This is a genomic window from Serratia sp. (in: enterobacteria), assembly GCF_052400455.1.
In the GTDB taxonomy this organism is placed as follows: Bacteria; Pseudomonadota; Gammaproteobacteria; order Enterobacterales; family Enterobacteriaceae; genus Serratia; species Serratia ureilytica.
This window is the reverse complement of the sequence record NZ_CP185812.1, coordinates 3685575-3708762: the sequence shown is the minus strand read 5'-3', so window position 1 is coordinate 3708762 and position 23188 is coordinate 3685575. Positions and strand designations below refer to the sequence as shown.

Annotated in this window: 21 protein-coding genes; 9 read left to right on the top strand and 12 right to left on the bottom strand. The window is 61.8% G+C overall.

Annotated features, from left to right (window positions below; all coding sequences use genetic code 11):
- Positions 1–13: 13 nt before the first annotated feature.
- The 4 genes from ptsI to cysZ form a co-directional block, all read right to left on the bottom strand.
- A complete protein-coding gene (gene ptsI, locus ACORQT_RS17990) occupies positions 14–1741 on the bottom strand; it encodes a phosphoenolpyruvate-protein phosphotransferase PtsI (protein WP_004936461.1) in 1728 nt (575 codons plus the stop codon).
- A gap of 46 nt (positions 1742–1787) precedes the next feature.
- Positions 1788–2045 (bottom strand): phosphocarrier protein Hpr, encoded by a 258-nt coding sequence (gene ptsH, locus ACORQT_RS17985; RefSeq protein ID WP_004936458.1) that lies wholly within the window; start codon positions 2043–2045, stop codon positions 1788–1790.
- A gap of 399 nt (positions 2046–2444) precedes the next feature.
- Entirely contained in the window at positions 2445–3413 is a 969-nt protein-coding gene (gene cysK, locus ACORQT_RS17980; RefSeq protein WP_016926786.1) for a cysteine synthase A, read from the bottom strand.
- A gap of 185 nt (positions 3414–3598) precedes the next feature.
- Positions 3599–4357, bottom strand: coding sequence for a sulfate transporter CysZ (cysZ, locus tag ACORQT_RS17975; protein WP_047574154.1), 759 nt, complete (start codon positions 4355–4357; stop codon positions 3599–3601).
- A gap of 221 nt (positions 4358–4578) precedes the next feature.
- Here cysZ and zipA point away from each other — a divergent pair, with 221 nt between their 5' ends.
- From zipA to ACORQT_RS17960, 3 genes are all read left to right on the top strand, one after another.
- Positions 4579–5598: a cell division protein ZipA gene (gene zipA / locus ACORQT_RS17970; RefSeq protein WP_164057252.1), complete on the top strand. Its 1020-nt coding sequence runs from the start codon at positions 4579–4581 to the stop codon at positions 5596–5598.
- A 79-nt stretch (positions 5599–5677) separates the two neighbouring features.
- Positions 5678–7699: an NAD-dependent DNA ligase LigA gene (gene ligA / locus ACORQT_RS17965; protein WP_033643959.1), complete on the top strand. Its 2022-nt coding sequence runs from the start codon at positions 5678–5680 to the stop codon at positions 7697–7699.
- Complete coding sequence (locus ACORQT_RS17960; protein WP_004936441.1) at positions 7699–7914, top strand: DUF3820 family protein; 216 nt, start codon at positions 7699–7701, stop codon at positions 7912–7914. Before ligA ends, ACORQT_RS17960 begins: the two co-directional genes overlap by 1 nt.
- A gap of 26 nt (positions 7915–7940) precedes the next feature.
- On the opposite strand, the gene ACORQT_RS17955 is transcribed toward ACORQT_RS17960, so the two are convergent.
- Positions 7941–8933: a bile acid:sodium symporter family protein gene (locus tag ACORQT_RS17955; RefSeq protein WP_033652554.1), complete on the bottom strand. Its 993-nt coding sequence runs from the start codon at positions 8931–8933 to the stop codon at positions 7941–7943.
- Between the two features lie 97 nt (positions 8934–9030).
- Here ACORQT_RS17955 and ACORQT_RS17950 point away from each other — a divergent pair, with 97 nt between their 5' ends.
- Positions 9031–9951: a LysR family transcriptional regulator gene (locus ACORQT_RS17950; protein WP_164057251.1), complete on the top strand. Its 921-nt coding sequence runs from the start codon at positions 9031–9033 to the stop codon at positions 9949–9951.
- Between the two features lies 1 nt (position 9952).
- Here the strand turns inward: ACORQT_RS17950 and ACORQT_RS17945 are convergent, their stop codons facing one another.
- Positions 9953–10420: a FlxA-like family protein gene (locus tag ACORQT_RS17945; protein WP_021505617.1), complete on the bottom strand. Its 468-nt coding sequence runs from the start codon at positions 10418–10420 to the stop codon at positions 9953–9955.
- Between the two features lie 52 nt (positions 10421–10472).
- Complete coding sequence (locus tag ACORQT_RS17940) at positions 10473–11021, bottom strand: nucleotidyltransferase family protein (protein ID WP_164057250.1); 549 nt, start codon at positions 11019–11021, stop codon at positions 10473–10475.
- A 159-nt stretch (positions 11022–11180) separates the two neighbouring features.
- Here ACORQT_RS17940 and ACORQT_RS17935 point away from each other — a divergent pair, with 159 nt between their 5' ends.
- Both ACORQT_RS17935 and eutC read left to right on the top strand, forming a co-directional pair.
- The gene (locus ACORQT_RS17935; RefSeq protein WP_042785150.1) at positions 11181–12566 is read left to right on the top strand and encodes an ethanolamine ammonia-lyase subunit EutB; all 1386 of its coding nucleotides are present in this window, start codon (positions 11181–11183) and stop codon (positions 12564–12566) included.
- On the top strand, positions 12563–13354 hold the full coding sequence (gene eutC / locus ACORQT_RS17930; RefSeq protein WP_047025269.1) for an ethanolamine ammonia-lyase subunit EutC: 792 nt from the start codon (positions 12563–12565) through the stop codon (positions 13352–13354). Before ACORQT_RS17935 ends, eutC begins: the two co-directional genes overlap by 4 nt.
- Here the strand turns inward: eutC and ACORQT_RS17925 are convergent.
- On the bottom strand, positions 13333–14235 hold the full coding sequence (locus ACORQT_RS17925; RefSeq protein ID WP_033652550.1) for a LysR family transcriptional regulator: 903 nt from the start codon (positions 14233–14235) through the stop codon (positions 13333–13335). The genes eutC and ACORQT_RS17925 overlap by 22 nt on opposite strands.
- 449 nt (positions 14236–14684) lie before the next feature.
- Here ACORQT_RS17925 and budA point away from each other — a divergent pair, with 449 nt between their 5' ends.
- From budA to ACORQT_RS17910, 3 genes are all read left to right on the top strand, one after another.
- Positions 14685–15464 (top strand): acetolactate decarboxylase, encoded by a 780-nt coding sequence (gene budA, locus ACORQT_RS17920; RefSeq protein ID WP_033643951.1) that lies wholly within the window; start codon positions 14685–14687, stop codon positions 15462–15464.
- Positions 15465–15496: 32 nt separating this feature from the next.
- The gene (gene alsS, locus ACORQT_RS17915) at positions 15497–17182 is read left to right on the top strand and encodes an acetolactate synthase AlsS (RefSeq protein ID WP_033643950.1); all 1686 of its coding nucleotides are present in this window, start codon (positions 15497–15499) and stop codon (positions 17180–17182) included.
- Between the two features lie 143 nt (positions 17183–17325).
- Positions 17326–18912: an ABC transporter substrate-binding protein gene (locus ACORQT_RS17910; protein ID WP_164057248.1), complete on the top strand. Its 1587-nt coding sequence runs from the start codon at positions 17326–17328 to the stop codon at positions 18910–18912.
- A gap of 28 nt (positions 18913–18940) precedes the next feature.
- Here the strand turns inward: ACORQT_RS17910 and ACORQT_RS17905 are convergent, their stop codons facing one another.
- The 4 genes from ACORQT_RS17905 to fepB all read right to left on the bottom strand — a co-directional run bounded on the left by ACORQT_RS17905 (position 18941) and on the right by fepB (position 23084).
- A complete protein-coding gene (locus ACORQT_RS17905) occupies positions 18941–19747 on the bottom strand; it encodes an ABC transporter ATP-binding protein (protein WP_164057294.1) in 807 nt (268 codons plus the stop codon).
- A gap of 21 nt (positions 19748–19768) precedes the next feature.
- Positions 19769–20806, bottom strand: coding sequence for an iron-enterobactin ABC transporter permease (fepG, locus tag ACORQT_RS17900; RefSeq protein WP_033652548.1), 1038 nt, complete (start codon positions 20804–20806; stop codon positions 19769–19771).
- A complete protein-coding gene (gene fepD / locus ACORQT_RS17895) occupies positions 20806–21861 on the bottom strand; it encodes a Fe(3+)-siderophore ABC transporter permease (RefSeq protein ID WP_046896261.1) in 1056 nt (351 codons plus the stop codon). The genes fepG and fepD overlap by 1 nt, the downstream gene beginning before the upstream one ends.
- Positions 21862–22076: 215 nt before the next feature.
- On the bottom strand, positions 22077–23084 hold the full coding sequence (fepB, locus tag ACORQT_RS17890; RefSeq protein ID WP_042785145.1) for a Fe2+-enterobactin ABC transporter substrate-binding protein: 1008 nt from the start codon (positions 23082–23084) through the stop codon (positions 22077–22079).
- Between the last annotated feature and the right edge of the window lie 104 nt (positions 23085–23188).

The window sequence follows — 23188 nt, the reverse complement described above, 5'->3', positions numbered from 1 at the left end:
GTGTCGTGGAAGTTTAGCAGAGCGTTTTTTCTTCGATGAATTTATTGACGCAATTCATCAGGTCTTGTGCCGTTGGCTGTGCCAAGGCTTGCGCTGCCAACGCCTTCACATCTTCGAAATTCGTGTTGCGAATAATTTTCTTGATGCGCGGGATTGAAATCGCACTCATGCTGAACTCATCCAGCCCCATGCCCAATAACAACAGTGTAGCACGCTCATCGCCAGCCAGTTCGCCGCACATGCCGGTCCACTTGCCTTCCGCGTGAGATGCATCAATAACCTGTTTAATCAGGCCAAGCACTGATGGGGACATCGGGTTATAGAGATGAGAAATCAGCTCGTTGCCGCGATCTACCGCCAGAGTATACTGGGTTAGATCGTTTGTCCCAATACTAAAGAAGTCGACTTCTTTCGCCAGGTGGTGAGCGATGACCGCCGCAGCCGGTGTTTCCACCATCACGCCCACTTCGATGCTCTCGTCAAACGCCTTGCCTTCTTCGCGCAGCTGCGCCTTCAGCGTCTCGATTTCGCCTTTCAGATCGCGCACTTCTTCCACGGAGATGATCATCGGGAACATGATGCGCAGTTTGCCGAACGCCGAGGCGCGCAGGATGGCGCGCAGCTGGGCGTGCAGGATTTCACGGCGGTCCATCGCGATGCGGATGGCGCGCCAGCCGAGGAACGGGTTCTCTTCCTTCGGCAGGTTCATGTACGGCAGGTCTTTGTCGCCGCCGATGTCCATGGTGCGGACGATCACGGCCTGTGAGCCCATGGCTTCTGCCACGGCTTTATAAGCCTGGAACTGCTCGTCTTCGGTTGGCAGCGAGTCGCGGTCCATGAACAGGAATTCGGTACGATACAGGCCGACGCCTTCCGCGCCGTTGCGCTCTGCACCCGCGACGTCGCGCACGGTGCCGATGTTGGCGCAGACTTCAACCTGATGGCCGTCCAGCGTAATCGCCGGCAGGTCCTTCAGCTTGGCCAGATCGTTTTTCTCAGTGATGTATTGGTTCTGGGCGGCTTTCAGCTGATCGATAACGTCAGCGGTCGGGTTAACGTAAATCTGGTTGTTAACCGCGTCCAGAATCAGATAGTCGTCGTTCTTCACCTGCTTGGTCACGTCGCTGGTGCCGACGATCGCCGGCAGCTCCAGGGAGCGCGCCATGATAGAGGTGTGGGAGGTGCGGCCGCCGAGATCGGTAATGAAGCCCAGCACTTTGTCCAGGTTCAGCTGCGCGGTCTCGGACGGGGTCAGATCGGTGGCCACCAGGATCACTTCGTCCTGAATGGAGCCCAGATCGACGATAGGCATGCCCAGAATGTTCTGCAGCAGGCGTTTGCCGATGTCGCGCACGTCGGCGGCGCGTTCTTTCAGGTATTCGTCGTCCAGCTCTTCCAACGCTTTCGCCTGGCCTTCGATCACGGTGTAGGCGGCGGCGTCTGCGGAGGCCAGATCGTCTTTGATTAGGGCTATGATTTCCTGCTCAAGCTCTTCGTCTTCCAGCAACATGATGTGGCCTTCGAAGATAGCTTCCTTCTCTTCGCCGAAGGTTTCGCCAGCTTTGGTCTTGATCGCTTCCAGCTGTTCGGACGCTTTCGCGCGGCCGGCCAGAAAACGCGAGACTTCCTGCTCTACTTGATCAGCAGAGATTTTCTTCCGGTTGATGACAATGTCGTCTTCTTTCAGCAAGAGAGCCTTACCAAAAGCGATGCCCGGTGATACTAAAATGCCTGAAATCATAACCCTACCTTACTCTTGACTGGTGTTAACTAAAAAGACGGGCCGATTACTCAAGCTCTGCCATCAGTTTTACCAAGTGCTCAACGGCTTTCTGCTCGTCTTCACCTTCAGCGGAGATGGTCACTACGGTCCCTTGAGTCAGCCCCAGAGTTTGCAGTTTGAACAGGCTTTTGGCGCTGGCGCTTTTGCCGTTGGAGGTTACGGTGATGTCAGACGTGAAGCCTTTTGCTTCTTTAACGAACTGAGCGGCAGGGCGAGTATGCAGACCATTCGGAGCGGTAATAGTAACTTCTTGCTGGAACATTGATGTTTCCCCAACTTATTGGATTAATGTTGTGGAGCTAAAGTTTAGCCCAGGGGCCTGACTTTAGCTTGTCTGGTTATAGCGCCTGACTATGGACAGGGGCGAACGTTGATGCAACAGAAAACGACGCGTTAGGCACTTCAGATCAAAAAACTCGGCTTTTGACGTCGTTCCAATCCGCTCCCCATTATGCCCGATTCGCCGCGTCGGCGACAGATGAGTAAATCGATTCAGCCTTGACCGGGCTCGGAGAGTGATTAATTTTGCGCATCGAAATAATGCACCGTTAAATACTAAAGGCGACGGGCAAAAGCAATCTTGGACTGCTATAAAGTTTGATCCAGTCCACAAAAAAGCACCCCGTGGGGTGCTTTTTTAGCGATTTGTGCAGTGCCGGAATTACTGCTGCAATTCCTGCTCGGTGAACAGATCGGCAAACAGCGCGGTGCTGAGATAACGTTCGCCGGAAGAGGGCAGGATAACCACAATGGTCTTGTCGGCGAACGCCGGTTCTTCGGCCAGTTTTACCGCCGCCGCGACCGCTGCGCCGGAGGAGATGCCCGCCAGGATGCCTTCTTCGTCCATCAGACGGCGCGCCATGCTGATGGCTTCGTCGTTGGAGATTTTTTCGACGCGATCCACCAGGTCCAGATCGAGGTTGCCTGGAATGAAGCCGGCGCCGATGCCCTGAATTTTGTGCGGGCCCGGCTTCAGCTCTTCACCCGCCAGCGCCTGGCTGATGACCGGCGAGTCGGTCGGCTCGACCGCCACGGTGGTGATGGCTTTGCCTTTGGTATTCTTGATGTAGCGGCTGACGCCGGTCAGCGTGCCGCCGGTGCCGACGCCGGAGATGAACACGTCGACTTCCCCGTCAGTGTCTTCCCAGATTTCCGGACCGGTGGTTTTTTCATGGATGGCCGGGTTGGCCGGGTTGCTGAACTGCTGCAGGATCAGGTAGCGGTTCGGATCGGTAGCGACGATCTCTTCCGCTTTGGCGATGGCGCCTTTCATGCCTTTCGCCCCTTCGGTCAGCACCAGATTGGCGCCCAGCGCCTTGAGCAGCTTGCGGCGCTCGATGCTCATGGTTTCCGGCATGGTCAGCGTCAGCTTGTAGCCGCGCGCGGCGGCCACGAAGGCCAGCGCGATGCCGGTGTTGCCGCTGGTCGGCTCCACCAGTTCCTTGCCGGCGGTCAGCACGCCGCGTTGTTCCGCATCCCAAATCATATTGGCACCGATGCGGCATTTGACGCTGAAGCTCGGGTTGCGTGATTCAACCTTGGCCAGAATGCGTCCGTTGCCGATACGGTTCAGACGAACCAGCGGCGTATGGCCGATTGTTAATGAGTTGTCTTCATATATCTTGCTCATAGCCCGTCCTTTAACTCTATGAAAATGTGGGGAACATCGAAAGCATACGCTAACAGTACCGGCAGGGAAGTAAAGAATTGGTATATCTATATGTTATTAGGAAATAAGTTTTAAGCACAATGATAAGGGCGCGAAATGCGCGCCCTGTCGAAAATTCCCGCGCTGTCGGCGGTAAAAAACGGCGATTATCGGACGAATTGCGTGCGATAACGATCGACCCACATCGCGGTGGCGCCGCAGACGGCGACCGGCAGGATCACCAGGTTGAGGATGGGGATCATGGTGAAGAGGCTGACCAGCGCGCCGAACTGCAGATTGTCGGTTTTGTGCTGGCGCAGTGCGCGGCGCATATCGGCAAAGCTCACCTTGTGGTTGTCGAACGGATAGTCGCAATACTGGATCGCCAGCATCCAGGCGCTGAACAGGAACCACAGCACCGGTGCCACCGTCTGGCCGATGCCGGGCACGAAGTACAGCGCCAGCAGCAGCAGCGCGCGCGGCAGGTAATACATCAGCTTGCGCCATTCGCGCGCCATGATGCGCGGCAGGTCTTTGGCGATGCCGAGCAGGCCGGTGTCCGGCAGCGGTTTGCCGGTCAGGCTGCCTTCGAGCTGTTCGGCCAGCAGGCCGCAGAACGGGGCGGCGATCAGGTTGGTGAGGGTGCTGAACAGATAGCTGAACACCAGCAGCACCGAAATGACCGCCAGCGGCCACAGTAGGTAGCTCAACCATTGCAGCCAATCGGGAACGTGGCTCATCATCGCCGGGATCCAGTCGCCGAGGCGGCTGAACAGCCACCAGAAAGCGGAGCCCATCAGCAGCACGTTGACCAGCAACGGCAGGACCACATAGCGTTTAATCCCCGGGCGCGAAATCAGGCGCCAGCCTTCGGCGAAATAATGAATGCCGCTGGTGGAACGGGAAGGGGGCTGCGTATAGGACATATCTTAAGTTATCTCGTTGTCTGAACAGGCATCATTATCATATAGGGATGATTTTCCACTGGCTAGGGTAGGGTTGGCTGAAAAACCAGCAGAAAAAGGCAGTATAATCATCTTTATTGGCATAAAGTTCAGCACGGACTTGCACTTGTGTGCGCGGGCAAATAGAGTTAAAGAGTGAATGTTTGCCGCGGTGGCAATGTATTGGAACAACAGAGATAGCAATGATGCAGGATTTGCGTCTGATATTAATCGTTGTTGGCGCGATCGCCATAATAGCGCTGTTATTGCACGGTCTGTGGACCAGTCGCAAAGAACGGTCAGCGCTCTTCCGCGATCGCCCAGCCAAACGTTCCCAAAAGGAACGTGAACAAACTCCGATCGACGATCTCGAAGAAGGCGTCGGTGAGGTGCGCGTACGCGCCGCTCACCCGCAAGACGAGCCGTCATTCGGCCATTTCGATGCCGCACGCGAAGAACCCGTGGCCGCGCCGAAGCCCGCTCCGGCGGCTGCGCCTGCGCCCCGCGCCGTTCAGCCGGCTGCTCATCAGACGCCGCCTCCGCTGTCTCAGCGGCCGGAGTACGATGACATCCTGCTGAACAACTACGCGCCGGACGAAGAACCGGCCGAGCCGCAGCAACCGCAACCGGCCGCGCGCCGTGAGCCGCGCGTTGACGATCTGCCGCATGAACATGAGGCGCCGCTGGTGGCGGAACCGGCCTTCCACGCCGAACCCGCCCCGGTGCAGCAAGCGCCGGAAGTGAAGCCTGCGTCGGAACCTGCACCGCAACAGCCGGCCGCTGCGCCAGTACAGGCTAAACTGAAAGAGACCGTGCTGGTGCTGCACGTCGCGGCCCATCAGGGCGGCGTGATCGGCGGCGAAGTGCTGCTGCAGAGCGTGTTGCAGGCGGGCTTCCAGTTTGGCGAGATGGGCATCTTCCACCGCCATATCAGCCCGGCCGGCAGCGGCCCGGTGCTGTTCAGCCTGGCGAACATGGTCAAGCCGGGGTCGTTCGATCCTGACATGATGTCCGATTTCTCCACGCCGGGCGTGTCGATGTTCATGATGGTGCCGTCTTACGGCGACGCCAATCAGAACTTCAAGCTGATGCTGCAGTCGGCGCAGCGCATCGCCGACGATGTGGGCGGTGTGGTGCTGGACGACGAGCGCCGCATGATGACGCCGCAGAAGCTGGAAACCTACAAAGCGCGTATCCGTGAAGTGTTGGAAAACAACGCCTGACCGGGTTGCCGCGCGCACTGAACATCCGTAACAACAAAGCCCCCGCTAGCCGGGGGTTTTTTATCTTTGATGGTGAGCCATGGAATCGATAATCCAACAAATCAATCAACTACGAGCCACATTGCGCCATCATGAATACCAGTATCATGTGCTGGATGCGCCCGAAGTGCCGGATGCGGAATATGACCGCCTGATGCGCGAGCTGCGCGAGCTCGAGAGCGCGCATCCGGAGCTGATCACCGCCGATTCGCCGACCCAGCGCGTGGGCGCGGCGCCGCTGGCGGCGTTTGACCAGGTGCGTCACGAAGTGCCGATGCTGTCGCTGGACAACGTGTTCGACGAAGAGAGCTTCCTGGCGTTTTACAAGCGCGTGCAGGACAGGCTCAAGAGCAGCGATCCGCTGACCTTCTGCTGCGAGCTGAAGCTGGACGGCCTGGCGGTCAGCCTGCTGTACGAAGACGGCGAGCTGGTGCGTGCGGCGACGCGCGGCGACGGCACCACCGGCGAGAACATCACCTCCAACGTGCGCACCATTCGCGCCATCCCGCTGCGCCTGACCGGCGACAACATCCCGCGCCGGCTGGAAGTGCGCGGCGAAGTGTTCATGCCGCAGGCCGGGTTTGAACAGATGAACGAAGAGGCGCGGCGCAAAGACGGCAAGGTGTTCGCCAATCCGCGCAACGCCGCCGCCGGTTCGCTTCGTCAGCTCGATCCGCGCATTACCGCCAAACGCCCGCTGACCTTCTTCTGCTATGGCGTCGGGCTGCTGGAAGGCGGCGAGCTGCCGCGCAGCCACTTTGAACGCCTGATGCAGTTCAAGGCCTGGGGCCTGCCGGTCAGCGATCGCGCCCAGCGCCGCACCGGCAGCGAGGAAGTGCTGGCGTTCTATCGCCAGGTCGAGCGGGACCGCGCACAGCTCGGTTTCGACATCGACGGCGTGGTGATCAAGATTGACGACATCGATCTGCAGGAAACGCTGGGCTTCGTGGCGCGTGCGCCGCGCTGGGCGACGGCGTTCAAATTCCCGGCGCAGGAGCAGATCACCGTGGTGCGCGAAGTGGAGTTTCAGGTTGGCCGCACCGGCGCGATTACGCCGGTGGCGCGTCTTGAGCCGGTGCTCGTGGCCGGGGTGACCGTCAGCAACGCCACCTTGCACAACGCCGATGAAATTGAGCGGTTGGGGCTGCGCATCGGCGATACGGTGATCGTGCGCCGCGCCGGCGACGTGATCCCGCAGGTGGTGGGCGTGCTGGAAGACCGTCGGCCGCAGGATGCGCGCGAAGTGGTGTTCCCGCTGCACTGCCCGGTGTGCGGTTCCGACGTTGAGCGCGTGGAAGGCGAGGCCGTGGCGCGTTGCACCGGCGGTCTTATCTGCGGCGCGCAGCGCAAAGAGGCGTTGAAGCATTTCGTTTCCCGCCGCGCGCTGGACGTTGAAGGCATGGGCGACAAGATCATCGAGCAGCTGGTGGACAAGGAGTACGTGAAGAACCCGGCCGACCTGTTCCGGCTGTCCGCCGGCATTCTGACCGGCCTGGATCGGATGGGGCCGAAATCGGCGCAGAATCTGGTCAACGCGCTGGAGAAATCCAAGCAGACCACCTTCGCTCGCTTCCTGTATGCGCTCGGCATTCGCGAGGTCGGCGAAGCGACCGCCGCCAACCTGGCGGCGCATTTCGGATCGCTCGAGAAGCTGTTCGCCGCCGACATCGAGGCGCTGAAAGAGGTGCCGGACGTCGGCGAAGTGGTGGCCAAACACACGCGCAACTTCCTCGATGAAGCGCTCAATCAGCAGGTGATCAACGAGTTGGTGGGCGCCGAGATCGGCATCCACTGGCCGGCGCCGGTGGTGGTGGCGGCGGAAGAGATAGACAGCCCGTTCGCCGGCAAAACCGTGGTGCTGACCGGCTCGCTGAGCCAGCTGTCGCGCGACGAGGCCAAAGATCGCCTGACGGCGCTGGGCGCCAAGGTCAGCGGCAGCGTGTCGAAGAAAACCGATCTGGTGATCGCCGGCGAGGCGGCCGGCTCCAAGCTGGCGAAGGCTCAGGAGCTGGGTATCGCCGTGATCGACGAAGCGGAGATGATCCGCTTGCTGGGTGAGTGATGGAAAAAGAAAACCTGCTGGAGATCGCCAATACCGTGATGCCGTTCGGCAAGTACCAGGGGCGGGTGCTGATCGATCTGCCCGAAGAGTACCTGCTGTGGTTCGCCCGCAAGGGTGAATTCCCCAAAGGCAAGCTCGGCATGCTGATGGAGATGACGCTGGCGATTAAAATCGAAGGGCTTGACCACCTGGTCAAGCCGCTGAAGAAAAGCTGAACTGACGGGCTTCGGCCCGTCTTTTTTTACCCGCGCGTCGCCTGCGCGTTGGGCACCGCCTGTTGCGCCTGCTGCTTGCGCTGATACCTTTTCGCCAATACCGCACAGGTCATCAGCTGCACCTGATGGAACACCATCAGCGGCAGCACCATGATCCCCACCGTCGCCGCCGGGAACAGGATATTGGCCATCGGAATGCCGTTCGCCAGGCTCTTCTTCGAACCGCAGAATACGATGGTGATCTCGTCCGCTTTGCTGAACCCCAGCCAGCGCGCCATGTAAGTGTTCACCACCAGCACGATCGCCAGCAGCACGATGCTGCCACCGACGATAAACGCCAGTGAGCCCATCCCTACCTGATGCCAGATGCCGTGCGTCACCGCCTCGCTGAAGGCGGCGTACACCACCAGCAGAATTGAAGTCTGATCGGTTTTACCGATAAGCGGCCGATGGCGTTCGATCCAGCCGCCGATCAGCGGCCGCAGCAGGTGACCGGCGACGAACGGCACCAGCAGCTGCAGCACGATCGAACCGACCTGCCGCAGGCCGCCGGTATCGCCGTGCACGTTCATCAGCAGGCCGACCAGCAGTGGCGACACGAAGATCCCGAGCAGGCTGGAGGCGGAAGCGCTGCATACCGCCGCCGCGACGTTGCCGCCCGCCAGCGAGGTGAAGGCGATGGCCGATTGCACGGTGGCCGGCAGGATGCACAGGTAGATGAAACCGGCGTACAGCTCGGGGCTGACGTCGATCGGCGCCCACCAGGCAAACAGCACGCCCAGCGCCGGAAAAATGATGAAGGTGCTGCACATCACCCACAGATGCAGCCGCCAGTTGTTGCTGCCGGCCAGGATGGCCTCGCGCGACAGCTTGGCGCCGTGCATGAAGAACAGCAGGGCGATGGCGGCGATGGTCAGGGCGTTGAGCCAGCCGACGAACTCGCCGCGCGCCGGCAGGAACGACGCCAGCAGCACGGTAGCGATCAGCGTCAGGGTAAAACGATCGGGCAGAAATCTCATGGCGGTGCGCTCAGGGTCGAAAATCGATAGGGCTATTCTCCCGCGCGGACATATAATAATTAAATTGATTTATTTAATTCATATATGAATAAAACACATGAATTACTCACTCAAACAGCTGCGGGTGTTCGTCGCCATCGCCCGCCACGGCAGCTTCAGCCGCGCCGGTGAGGCGATCGGCCTGACGCAATCGGCGGTCAGCCATAGCGTGAAAGAGCTGGAAGCGGAGGTCGGCGTGCGGCTGCTGGATCGCACCACGCGTGAAGTGGTGTTGACCGACGCCGGTCTGCGGTTGGCCAACCGGGTCGAGCGGCTGCTGGATGAACTGCAGGCCGCTTTGCTGGATGCGCGCAGCTTTGGCGTACAGCGCAGCGGCACGGTGCGGGTGGCGACGAGCCAAACCATTTCCGCCCATCTGATGCCGCAGTGCATCGCCGCCGGCGAGCGTGAATACCCGGAGATCCGCATCATGCTGCGCGATCAGGCGCAGCAGCAGGTGCTGCACAGCGTGCGCAACGCCGAGGTGGATTTCGGCATCGTGGTCGACCCGGTACAGGCGGTGGATCTGGAGTGCGAAGCGGTGCTGCACGAACCTTTCCTGTTGCTGTGCCGCGACGATCATCCGTTCGCTGCGCAGCAGGCGGTGCATTGGTCGGCGTTGAACGGTTGCCGCCTGGTGTTGCAGGATTATGCGTCGGGCAGCCGACCGCTGATCGACAGTGCGCTGAGACAGCAGGGCGTGGAGGCGCAGGTGGTGCAGGAAATCGGCCATCCGGCCACGCTGTTCCCGATGGTGGCAGAGGGGATTGGCATCAGCATTTTCCCGGCGTTGGCGCTGCCGTTGCCGGAAGGGGGGCGGCTCCGGGTGCGGCGGCTGGTGCCGGAAATTAACCGCGCGCTGATGCTGGTGCGGCGCAAGAACCGCTCACTGACGCCGGCGGCGGAGGCCATCTGGCAGGTGGCGCGTCAGCAGGCGGCGCTGCTGCAACAGCGCCGGCGGGAAAACGCGGCATATTGACTCAGATATAGACGTCCACCGCGTTGAGCGGCGTTGGGCGGTTTACGCCGTCGCCGGATTTCGCCGCGGCTTTTTCCATTTGCTCCTGCTGCTGCTTTTCCATTTCTTCTTTCTGGATGCGCGCGATCTCGGCCTGCAACATCTTGATCTGCGCTTCGATCAGCTGTTTCTGCTTTTCGATCTCTTTGGGATCGGCGTCGGAATCCTTCAGTTCCACCAGCTTTTGCTGCAGCGCCTGAATCTGCCGGTTCAGCGCCTTGATGCGCGCCGAAGCGCGGCTTTCATTGAGGTTAACCGGTTCGTCATTGCCGTTGGCGCGTTCGTTTTTCTCCATCTTGCCGCCTTGCGGCTGGTTGTTGACCGGTTTGGCCATCAGCAATTCGCCCTGATGGCCCGGCGCGCTGAAGACGTTGCTGACGCCGGGGACGGTATTCTTGATCGGTACGATCATGGTGATGGTGGTCGACATGGTTGCTCTCCCTGAGTCTGGATCTCGCTGTTCAGGGTATCGGCAGCGGCGGCTAAATCTTTACCTGCTGCAGACGCGGCCAGCGCAGCAGCCAGCCTTTGTCGACCACGCGCTGGGCATAGGCCGTGCGATCGCCATTTTTCACGTTGAAGGTAATGGTGTCGTTGAACAGCGCCGCGAGCCCGAAAGGGGCGACCAGCGTGATGCTGTCGTCGGCGTTCAGGCGTGCGCCGATCGCCGTTTCCACTTCGGTCCAGAAGCTGATGGCCTCTTCGCTGTTGCGGTAGGGCGCGCGGCCGCTGCGCAGGTGCATGCGCGCCTGGTTCTTGACCGACCACGGCTGCGGCAGCCACTGCTGCAGCCGCGCCTCCAGCATGCGATCGCGTTCGGCGTCCGCCCGCTCCGCATCGAAGTGGATCACGTCGATATCGTTGAGCGGCGTGGGCTCCGCATAGCCGTGGCGCCGATCCCACACCAGGTTGCGCACAAAGCCGGCGCCGAGGCACCAGTCATTCAGGCCGAGCCAGCGCACGGTGCGCAGGGCGGCCATGCGCGCGCTATCTTGTTGCAGCCAGTCGATAATTTGCCGTTGCGGATCCATCACCCCTCCTGTTTTCGCGGCTACTGTAACCCGAAGCGGCGGCGGGTGAAATGGGGGGATGCGCGATGGCGGCGATAGCAGGCAAATTAATTTTCTTGCTTCACTGACTACACTTGGTGCAGGGCTTTTATCTCGTCACTCAGGGCAAGGGAGGGGGCTATGTATCAGGCAACGTTGGGCCAACGCGGCTATCGCTTCGGCGGCCTGCGCCAGCTGATGGCGAAAGCTTCGCCGGCGCGTTCCGGCGATTATCTGGCGGAGGTGGCGGCGGAAAGCGCCGAAGAGCGCATGGCGGCGCGCATCGCGCTGGCGGATGTGCCGCTCAAGACTTTCCTGCAGCAGCCGCTGGTGCCGTACGAGCAGGACGAGGTGACGCGCCTGATCATCGATAGCCACGACGCCGCCGCCTTTGAGCCCATCTCGCACCTCACGATCGGCGATTTTCGCGACTGGTTGCTGAGCGAGCAGGCGGACAGCGCCATGCTGGCGCAGGTGGCCGCCGGCATTACGCCGGAGATGGCGGCGGCGGTAAGCAAGATCATGCGCAATCAGGATCTGATCCTGGTGGCGAAGAAATGCCGGGTGGTGACGCGCTTTCGCAATACGATTGGCCTGCCGGGCCACCTCAGCGTGCGGCTGCAGCCCAATCACCCGACCGACAGCCTGCAAGGCATCGCCGCCAGCATGCTGGACGGTTTGCTGTACGGCAGCGGCGACGCGGTGGTCGGCATCAATCCGGCCAGCGACAGCCTGCCGCTGCTGGAAAAACTCAACTACATGCTGGACGACGTGATCCAGCGCTTCGCCATACCCACCCAATCCTGCGTGCTGACCCACGTGACCAACACGCTGCGGCTGATGGAGCGCGGCGCGCCGGTGGATCTGGTGTTTCAGTCGATCGCCGGTACCGAAGCGGCCAATCGCGGTTTCGGCATCAGTCTGGCGCTGCTGGCGGAAGCGCAGCAGGCGGCGCTGAGCCTCAAGCGCGGCACGTTGGGCGATAACGTGATGTACTTCGAAACCGGGCAGGGCAGTTGCCTGTCGGCTAACGCGCATCACGGCGTCGATCAGCAGACCTGCGAGGCGCGCGCCTATGCGGTGGCGCGGCATTTCTCACCGCTGCTGATCAACACCGTGGTGGGGTTTATCGGCCCTGAATACCTGTATGACGGCAAACAAATTATCCGCGCCGGGCTGGAGGATCACTTCTGCGGCAAGCTGCTCGGCCTGCCGCTGGGCTGCGATGTCTGTTACACCAACCATGCCGAGGCCGATCAGGATGATATGGACACGCTGCTGACGCTGTTGGCCGCCGCCGGGCTGACGTTCCTGATCGGCGTGCCGGGCGCGGACGACATCATGCTCAATTACCAAAGCACCTCGTTCCACGACGCGCTCTATATCCGTGAACTGCTGGGGCTGAAGCACGCGCCGGAGTTCGCCGCCTGGCTGGCGGCGATGAACATCACCGATGAACGCGGACGGCTGCGCGACGCCGCCGCCAATCACCCGCTGTTGCTGGCGCTACAGGGAGAACGGACATGAGCAAACCGGTTCACGTCAACAGTTGGGACGCGCTGCGCGCCTTTACCGATGCGCGCATCGCGCTGGGGCGCACCGGCGCCAGTCTGCCGACCGACGAGCTGCTGCGCTTCGGCCTGGCCCATGCCCAGGCGCGCGACGCGGTGCATCAGCCATTCGAGAGCGAACGGCTGGCGGCGGATCTGCACGATGCCGGTTGGCCCACGCTGGCGGTGCACAGCCAGGCCGTTGACCGCGCCGCCTATCTGCGCCGTCCGGATCTGGGGCGGCGATTGGCGCTGGACAGCCGCCGCCTGCTGCTCGGCGTGCCGCCGCGCCGGACCGATCTGCTGCTGGTGGTGGCGGATGGCCTCTCCTCCAAGGCGGTGCACCGCCAGGCATTGCCGCTGCTGCAGGCGCTGCGGCCCTATCTCGATACATTGGGGCTGGCGATCGCGCCGGTGGTGTTGGCGCATCAGGCGCGAGTGGCGCTGGGGGATGAGATCGGCGAGTGCCTGCAGGCCCGGGCGGTGGCGGTGCTGATCGGCGAACGGCCGGGGCTGTCGTCGCCGGACAGCCTGGGGATTTATCTGACCTGGGAGCCGAACGCGCGCAGAAGGGACTCAGAGCGCAACTGCATCTCCAATGTGCGGCCGGAGGGGCTGGATTATCCGCAGGCGGCGTTCAAATTGGCCTGGTTGCTCGAACAGGCGTGCCGGCGAGGGCTGACCGGCGTCGAACTGAAAGACGAGAGCGACAACCCGGCGCTGCGCGGCCGCGTCACCCCGCTTTACGCCCAGTTGGGCGGTTGACCGATGGTTTGCTGCAGCAGGGCGGTGAAGGCCGCCAGGCGGGCGGACACTTTCGCCACCGGCCGCAGCAGATAGATGCCTTGCTGTTCATGGCGCGGATCTTCCAGCATCTGCACCAGCCGCCCATGCTGCACGTCCGGCCCCACCACCCAGTTGGGCAGAAAGGCGATGCCGAGGCCGAGCAGCGCCGCCTGACGCTGCGCGGTGAAGTCATCGCAACGCAGCGCCATGGTGCAGCGGTTCATCAACGCCGCGTCGAGGATCTGCGCCCAGCAGGCCGGCTGTTGTTTGTGGTAGCGGGCGATCAGCCGGTGCTGCGGCAGCGCTTCCAGATCGCTCGGCAGGCCATAGCGGGCGACGTAGCCGGGGCTGGCGCACATCACCCAGCGTTGGGTGGCGATGCGGCTGGCGTACAGCGCGCTGTCCTTCTGCTCGCCGATGCGGATGGCGGCGTCCAGCCGTTCCTGGGTCGGATCGGTCTGGCGTTCGGTCAGATCGAGATCGACCCACAGCTGAGGGTAACGTTCCGCCAGCGTCGGCAGCAGCGGCAGCACATAGGTTTTGCCGAAGGTCGGCAGGCAGCTGATGCGCAGCGTGCCCTGCGGCGTTTCGTTCAGCGCGTTCAACTCGGCGCGAATGCCGGTAATGTCCGTCATCAGCGCGGCGGCGCGTGCCAGCAGCAGCTCGCCGGCGTCGGTCAGCAACAGGCCGCGGGTGGAGCGCACGAACAGCGTCGCGCCGAGCGCGCTTTCCAGCGCATCGATATGGCGCACCAGCGAAGAAGGCACCATACCCAGCTGGCGTGCGGCGGCGGAAAAGCTGCCCAGGCGAGCCACGTCGAGAAAGATTGGCAGATGTTCTACATAGCGGGCGTCATTCATTTTTGCATTATATGCAAAAGCGTTTCTTATGAATACCCGCTTCTCTGTTGGCGATGCTGCGGCTACTCTGATTGCGGGTTGACGACGGGCTTCAGCGTCGCCGCATCCCGGCCGTATAGAGAAAAAACGCATAAACCTCGCGGCGTTTAGCACCAAATAACAGATGTTTTTCCCAGGCTGCCTCAGCCGCCTGTGGCGTTGATTGTCGCTCCAACACCAGATTAACCGTTCAATTTGATATCCGACTCAACCTCAATGATTAGTGAGTCTTTACTTTCACTTATCTTCCTGTTGTTTCTGGATATCGGCCGGCCAGCCGTGCCGGTTTTTTTGTCGCCTCAGGCTGAATCGTTCCAACTGATGAACGCGCCTGAGGGACATCTTGGCCCGCCGTCGGCGGGTCTTTTGAACGCGTGGAACCGCAGTTCCGCGCTGGTGGAGGAGTCAGCATGAACGAAAAACACGGGTGTTCCTGTGCGCGCCATTTGGCGCAGGGTTTCGCCAGGCAGTCGATCAACGCCGGGGAGGGCGAAATCTATCAAATCTCGCTGATGAGCGCGCTCATCGACGGGGTTTATGAAGGGGAGACCACCATCGCCGAATTGCTGAAACACGGCGATTTCGGCCTCGGCACCTTCAATCATCTGGATGGCGAACTGATCGCGTTCGATCAGGAAATACACCAGCTGCGCGCCGACGGCAGCGCCCGCCCGGCCGGTTTGCAACAGAAAACCCCTTTCGCCGTCGTCACCTTTTTCCAGCCCAGCGTCAGCCAGCAATTCGATCGGCCGATCACCAAGGCGCAACTGCACCAATGCATCGATGAACAGGTCGCCTCGCCGAACCTGTTCTGCGCGGTGCGGGTCGACGGTGAGTTCAGCCATGTAGAAACCCGCACCGTGCCGCGTCAGGAACGGCCTTACCGCCCAATGCTGGAAGCGATAGAAGAGCAGCCGACCTTCTCGTTCCATCAGCGGCGCGGCACGCTGGTCGGCTTCCGCTCGCCCGATTACATGCAGGGCATCGGCGTGGCCGGCTATCACGAACACTTCGTTACCGACGACCGCAGCGGCGGCGGCCACGTGCTGGATTACCAGCTCGATCATGGCCGCCTGCAGTTCGGCGTCATCACCCGTCTCAATCTTCAGTTGCCGCATGATGCGGATTTCTTGCGCGCCAACCTCTGTCCAGAGGATTTGGATCGCGCAATTCGTTCCGCCGAGGGCTAATCCCGGCGATCGTTTTCTTAGGAGGTGGAACCATGGCACAGGAAAAAACAGGCAATGACTGGCAATGCGGCGCCGACTTGGTGGTGAAAAACCTGGAAGCGCAGGGCGTCAAACACGTTTTCGGCATTCCGGGCGCCAAGATCGACCGGGTGTTCGATTCGCTGGAAGATGCGCCGTCGATCGAAACGGTAGTGGTGCGCCATGAGGCCAACGCGGCCTTTATGGCGGCGGCGGTCGGCCGCCTGACCGGCAAGGCGGGGGTGGCGCTGGTCACCTCCGGGCCGGGCAGCTCCAACCTGATCACCGGGCTGGCCACCGCCACCTCGGAAGGGGATGCGGTGGTGGCCTTCGGCGGCGCGGTGAAGCGCGCCGACAGCCTGAAGCAGACGCACCAGAGCATGGATACCGTCAGCATGTTCCGGCCGGTGACCAAGTACTGCGCCGAAGTGCATGCCGGTTCGGCGATTTCCGAGGTGATCGCCAACGCCTTCCGCCGCGCCGAGTTCGGCCGGCCGGGGGCGTCGTTCGTCAGCCTGCCGATGGATATCGTCAATGAGCCGGTCACGGCGCCGGTGCTGGCGGGCTGCCGCTTGCCGCGCATGGGGGCCGCGGCGGCGGACGACATTCAGGCGGCGGTGAAACTGATCCGCCAGGCCAAATGCCCGGTGCTGCTGCTGGGCTTGCAGGCCAGCCGGCCGGAGAACAGCGAGGCGGTGCGCCATCTGCTGTACCGCACCCATATGCCGGTGGTCGGCACCTATCAGGCGGCGGGGGTGATTGACGTCAATCACTTTGCCCGCTTCGCCGGCCGCGTCGGCCTGTTCAACAACCAGCCGGCCGATCAGCTGTTGCAAAAGGCCGATCTGGTGGTCAGCGTCGGCTACGATCCGATCGAATACGATCCGTGCATGTGGAACAGCCACGGGCGGCTGAAGCTGGTGCATATCGACGTGCTGCCGGCGGACATCGATACCTGCTATCGGCCGGACGTCGAGCTGGTGGGCAACATCAGCGCCACGCTGAACATGATGACCGAAGCGTTCAATGAGGCGGTCTGCGTCCCGGCGGAGGTGGAACTGATCCTGACCGATCTCGGCCGCCAGCGCGCCGAATTGGCGGAACGCGCCGCGCGCCGCGGCGGCATGCCGATCCATCCGTTGCGCATCGTCAAGGAGCTGCAGGACATCGTCAGCGACGACGTGACGCTGTGCGTGGACATGGGCAGTTTCCACATCTGGATAGCCCGCTATCTTTACAGCTTCCGCGCTCGCCAGCTGTTGATCTCCAACGGCCAGCAAACCATGGGGGTAGCGCTGCCGTGGGCCATTGGCGCGGCGCTGGTGCGCCCCGGCGATAAGGTGGTGTCAATCTCCGGCGACGGCGGCTTCATGCAGTCGAGCATGGAGCTGGAGACCGCGGTGCGGCTGAAAAACAACATCGTGCACGTGATCTGGGTCGATAACGCTTACAACATGGTGGAAATGCAGGAAGTGAACAAATACCAGCGCAAATCCGGCGTGGAGTTCGGGCCGATCGACTTCAAGGCCTACGCGGAATCCTGCGGCGCGGTCGGTTTCGCCGTGCAGTCGGTGGAAGATCTGCGGCCGATGCTGCGCAAGGCGATGGAGATCCAGGGGCCGGTGGTGGTGGCCATTCCGGTCGACTACGCCGATAACTATAAGCTGATGGCGCAGATGAACTTCAGCCAGATGATTTAATTTCATCATCCTCGCGCCGTTTCACCGGGGCAGGCCGCTTGCGCGCCTGCCCGTTTTTATGCGCGGAATTTGTCCTTTACATCGCTAACTGCATGATTTATTGCTATCCGTTCGGCTGTTTTTTCACCACTGGGGATAGCGCAATGAAAAGAAAAGCAATAACGATCGGGCTGCTGGCGTTGGCGATTGCCGGCGGCGCGCGGGCCAATACGCTGGTCTACTGTTCCGAAGGCTCGCCGGAAGGCTTCAACCCGCAGCTGTTCACCTCCGGCACCACGGTAGACGCCAGTTCGGCGGCGATCTACAACCGGCTGGTGGATTTCAAACCCGGCACCGTCGAGCTGCAACCCAGCTTGGCGGAAAGCTGGGAGGTGAGCGAAGACGGCAAGCGCTATACCTTCCATCTGCGCAAGGGCGTGGCATTCCAGAGCAATAAATATTTCACGCCCACCCGCGATTTCAACGCCGATGACGTCATCTTCTCGTTTATGCGCCAGAAGGACGCCAACAACCCGTATCACAAGGTCTCCAATGGCGCCTACACCAACTTCGAGTCGATGGAGTTCGGCACGCTGATTGACCGGATCGTCAAGGTGGATGAGCACACCGTGCGCTTTGAGCTCTCCCGCGCCGAGGCGCCGTTCGTCGCCGATCTGGGCATGTATTTCGCCACCATTTTATCGGCGGAATATGCCGACGCGATGCTGAAGGCCGGCACGCCGCAGCGGGTGGACAACGATCCGATCGGCACCGGGCCGTTCCAGCTGGTGCAGTACCAGAAGGACGCGAAAATCCTCTACAAGGCGTTCGACCGCTACTGGGAAGGCAAGCCGAAGCTTGATCGGCTGGTATTCTCGATCACGCCGGATGCGGCGGTGCGTTACGCCAAGCTGCAAAAGAACGAATGCCAGGTGATGCCGTTCCCCAATCCGGCGGATCTGGCACGCATGCGGCAGGACGGCAACATTCAGGTAATGGAAAAATCCGGCTTGAATATCGGTTTCCTGGCGTTCAACACCCAGAAGAAACCGTTGGATAACGTTAAGGTGCGCCAGGCGTTGGCGCTGGCGGTCAACAAGCCGGCGATCATCGACGCGGTGTTCCACGGCGCCGGTCAGCCGGCCAAGAACCTGCTGCCGCCGGCTCAATGGGGCAGCAACGCGCAGCTTGAAGACTACCCGTATTCGCCGGAGCGGGCGAAGCAGCTGTTGCAGGAGGCCGGGCTGGGGCAGGGCTTCGACATCGATCTGTGGGCGATGCCGGTGCAGCGGCCCTATAACCCCAACGCCAAGCGGATGGCGGAGATGATCCAGGCCGATTGGGCTAAAATCGGCGTGCGCGCCAAAATCGTCACCTTCGAGTGGGGCGAGTATTTACAGCGGATTAAAAACGGCGAACACCAGACCGCGCTGATGGGCTGGACCACCGCCAACGGCGATCCGGACAACTTCTTCGGGCCGCTGTTCACCTGCGCTTCGCTCGGCGGTTCGAACTCGGCGAAATGGTGCTATAAACCGTTCGACCAGCTGATCCTGCAGGCGCGCGAAGAGAACGATCACGCCAAACGGGTGGCGATGTATCAGCAGGCGCAGGTGATAATGCACGATCAGATGCCGGCGTTGATGATTGCGCACTCGACCATCTTCGAACCGGTGCGCAAGGAAGTGAAAAGCTACGAGATAGACCCGTTCGGCAAACACATCTTCAAACAGGTGTCGCTGGAGAAATAACCCAGAGGCCGGGGTAACCCGGCCTTTTTCATGCCTGCGGCGCGTCGCAGTGGTAGCGGCCGCGCGGGATCACCAGCGGCGTGTGGGACAGCGGATCGTCGATGATCATGCACGGCATGCCGAACACCCGCTCCACCAGTTCGGCGGTAATGATCTCCGCCGGTTTCCCTTCCGCCACGATCTTGCCGTTGCGCATGGCGATGATGTGATCGGCATAACGGCAGGCGTGGTTGAGATCGTGCAGCACCGCGATCAGGGTTTGACCGCGCTCGCGGTTGAGCTGGCGGAACAGATCCAGCAGCTCGATCTGGTGCGCGATGTCCAGATACGTCGTCGGTTCATCCAGCAGCAGCAGCGGCGTTTGCTGCGCCAACGCCATCGCTACCCAGACGCGCTGACGCTGCCCGCCGGACAGCTCGTCGACGCTGCGATCCGCCAGTTGGCTGACGTTGGTGGCCGCCATGGCGGCTTCCACCGCCTGTTTGTCGGCCTGTGTCCACTGTTTCAGCAGGCTCTGGTGCGGATAGCGGCCGCGCGACACCAGGTCCGCCACGGTGATGCTGTCCGGTGCGATCGAGGTTTGCGGCAGCAGGCCAAGCTCGCGCGCCAGCGCCTTGGTGGCGAAACTGCTGATGTTCTTGCCGTCCAGCATCACCTCGCCGGCGCTGGGTTTCAGCAGGCGGCACAGGGCGCGCAACAGCGTCGATTTGCCGCAGGCGTTCGGCCCGACGATCACCGTAAAGGCGCCGTCGGGGATCGCCACGCTCAGATCGTTAGCGATGATTTTATTGTCGTAGCCCAGCTTCAGGTGCGAGGCGTGCAGGCGGTGGCTCATGGCATTATCACTCTTCATTATCTATCTGCGGGCCTCACGGATGAGCAGCCAAATCAGGTACAGGCCGCCGATGCAGACGGTCACGATCCCGACCGGCAGTTGGATCGGCGCGAAAAGATGTTGGGACACCACGTCGGCGCCGAGCAGCAGCGCCGCGCCCATCAGCGCCGAGGACGTCAGGGTGACCGAGGATTGCCCGGCCAAGCGGCGGGCGATTTGCGGCGCCGCCAGCGCGATAAAGGAAATCGGCCCGGCGGTGGCGGTGACGGCGGCGGTGAGGGTGACGCCGAACAGCATCAGCCACAGCCGGCTGCCTTCGGCGTTCACGCCCAGCGCGCGCGCCGTGTCGTCGCCCATTTCCAGCAGCTGCAGCCGTTTGCCCATCAACAGCGCGGCCGCGGCCGCCAGCAGGATGAACGCCGTGGCGGGCTGGGCTTTCTGCCAGGTCATGCCGTTGAGCGAGCCGGCCTGCCACATGGCGGCGTCCATGGCGCGCTCGAGCGAGGCGGTGATGATCAGCCAGGTATTGGTGGAGACCAGCACCGCGCTGATGGCGATGCCGACGATGATCAGCCGGAAGCCGGCGATGCCTTGCCGCCAGGCCAGCAGGTAGATGGCCAGCGCGGCGAGAATGCCGCCGGCCAACGCGCCGCCGGCGATGTAGTAATAGCCGCCGTTGAACAGGGTGATGGCGATCAGCGCGCCGGTGTAAGCCCCCATGTTAAAGCCAATCACGTCCGGGCTGCCGAGCGGGTTGCGGATAATCGACTGGAAGATGGCGCCGCTCATGCCGAGCGCGGCGCCTAACAGCAGCGCCATGGCGATGCGCGGCAAGCGCCATTGGGTGACCACGGTGACCAGGTTTTTCGGCGCCTCGCCGGTCAGCGCGGCAAAAACCTGCTCCAGCGAAAGTTGCAGCGTGCCGTAGCACAGGGCGGCGACGGCCATCGCCAGACACAGCGCCAACAGTGAAAGGTTGACCAGCAGCAGGCGCAGCGGCAGGCGCCCGTTGATGACGCCGTCCGGGCGGCCGATATGCAGCGTGTGCGGCAGACTCATTACAGACCCCCCAGCGTTTTCTTGCGGCGCACCAGCCAGATCAGTACCGGCGCGCCGATGAAGGCCGCCACGATGGAAACCCGCAGCTCACCGGCCGCAAGCAAGCGGCCGACCACGTCGGCGCACAGCAGTAAAATCGGCGCCAGCAGCATGGAGTAGGGCAGGATCCAGCGTTGGTCGGGGCCGACCCACCAGCGGGCGATATGCGGCACCATCAGGCCGATGAAACTGATCGGGCCGACGGTGGCGGTCGCCGCGCCGCACAGCAGCGTAATGGCGATCACTGCGATCGCCTGAGTCAGCACTACGCGCGCGCCGAGCGCGATAGCCAGATCTTCCCCCATGCCGATGGTATTCAGCGGCCGGGCGATGAGCAGCGTCAGCAGGCAGCCGAGCAAAATGGCGGGGGCGGTCACCGGCAGGGTGGCCAGCGTGCGGATATCCAGCGTGCCGGCCTGCCAGAAGCGCAGTTGGTCGAAGGTTTGCGGATCGATCAGCGACAGCCCGGTAGTGATGCCGACCAGCACCGCGCCGATCGCCACGCCGGCCAGCGTCAGCCGCACCGGGTTGATGCGCCCGCCCGCCAGCGTGCCTATCAGGTAGACCAGCAGGGTGGTGACGGCGGCGCCGACAAAGGCATAGGCCATATAGCTTTCGGTGGTGGCGGCGCCGAAAAACATGATGCCGATGACCACGGCGAAGCTGGCGCCGGCGTTGATGCCGAGCACGCCGGGATCGGCCAGCGGATTGCGCGTCAGCGCCTGAATCAGCGCGCCGGCGGCGCCGAGCGCCATGCCGGCCAAGATGCCCGCCAGCGTACGGGGCACCCGGGCGTTGAGAATGATGGTGCTGTCGGAGCCGCTCGCGGCGCCCTGTAGGCTGAGCCAGACGGTATGGAAGGGGATGGCTTTGGAACCCAGCATCAGGCTGGCAATGATGCACAGCAACAACAACGCCAAGCCGATACCGAACCCGGCGATGCGTTTGAAGCCACTGGCGTAAGCTGCGTGCGGTGCGGACGAAAGCGTCCGCTCAGTCGGAGTGGGTACGTTCACACCGGTAACTCCTTTATGATTTTTATTCTCATTGTTATTTGCGTTCGTGAAGGGCGCCAATAGTAACACGAGTTTACGCCCGCATGCACCCGCCGGTTGGTGGCGAAGGCGCGTGGACGATGTTAATAACTATTGATATTTCAATTGATTGAATGTGAATGGTTGCCCCGTTTGCGAAAAGCGTCGGCAGGGGACTGGCCTGCCGACGGCGTGATTCAGGGCTTTTTGAACAGCCGTTCGATTTGGTTCAGCATGTTAGTGGCGCTGTAGTAATCGAGGCGGAAGGTATCGTTGCCGACGGCGTAGACGTGCCGCTGTTCCACCGGCTCCAGATGTTTGAGGAACGGGTTGGCCAGCACCTCTTGCACTTTGCGCTCATTGGTGGCGAACAGGATCAGGGTTTTGCCGTTCAGGCCTTCGGCCATTTTTTCGCCGGAGATCTGGATGATGTCATGGCGTTTACCCATGCTGGCGTTGCCTTTGGCGCTTTCCGGCGGGGTAGCCAGCTGGAAACCGAGCTGGGTCAGCAGCTTGCCTTGGGCGGAGCCCGGCGTCCACAGCATGGCTTCGCGGCCGTTGTCGGCATACACCAGCGGCGTGGTCGGCTGCGGCGGCAGGGTAATCGCCTGCTTCACTTGTTCCACGCGCTGCTCGAAACGATCTTCCGCCTGTTTGGCGCCGGCTTCGTGACCGGTGATCTCACCGAGCTCGCTGGCCAGCTGTTGCCAGCTTTTGTCGCCGTAATCGAGCACCAGCGTCGGCGCAATGGCGGACAGCTGATCGTACAGTTTCAGCGCCGAATCACCGCCGGTCGCGGCGACGACGATCAAATCCGGCGCGGCGGCGGCAACGGCTTCGGCATTGGGTTCCACCTGATACAGCCGTTCGACGTGGCGCTGTTTGGCCACTTCGCTCCACTGGGTAAAGAAGCCTTGTTGATCGGCCACCAGGGGATTTGGGCTGGTGGCGGCGCTGGCGACCACCGGGGCGTCGATAGCCAGTAACGTGCCGGTGATGGTGACGCTGGTGGATACGATGCGCTGCGGCGGTTTTTCCAGCGTGAACTTCCCTTTAGCGCTATCGATGGTGCGCGGCCAACTGCTGTCGGCAGCGGGGGCGGACGGTTTCTGCCCGTCGCTCTTGTCGTCCGGGCCGCAGCCGCTGAGCAACAGGCTGGAAGTGGCGATGAATGCAATAAACAGCTGACGTAAGGATAGGGTCATGAGCGGGCTCTTTCTTTCCTTGCACAAAGGCGTATCAATCCGCGTGCGGATCGCTGGGGAGTGTTTGCCCGCTAATTTACCATTCAAGCCGTCAAAATGATAAC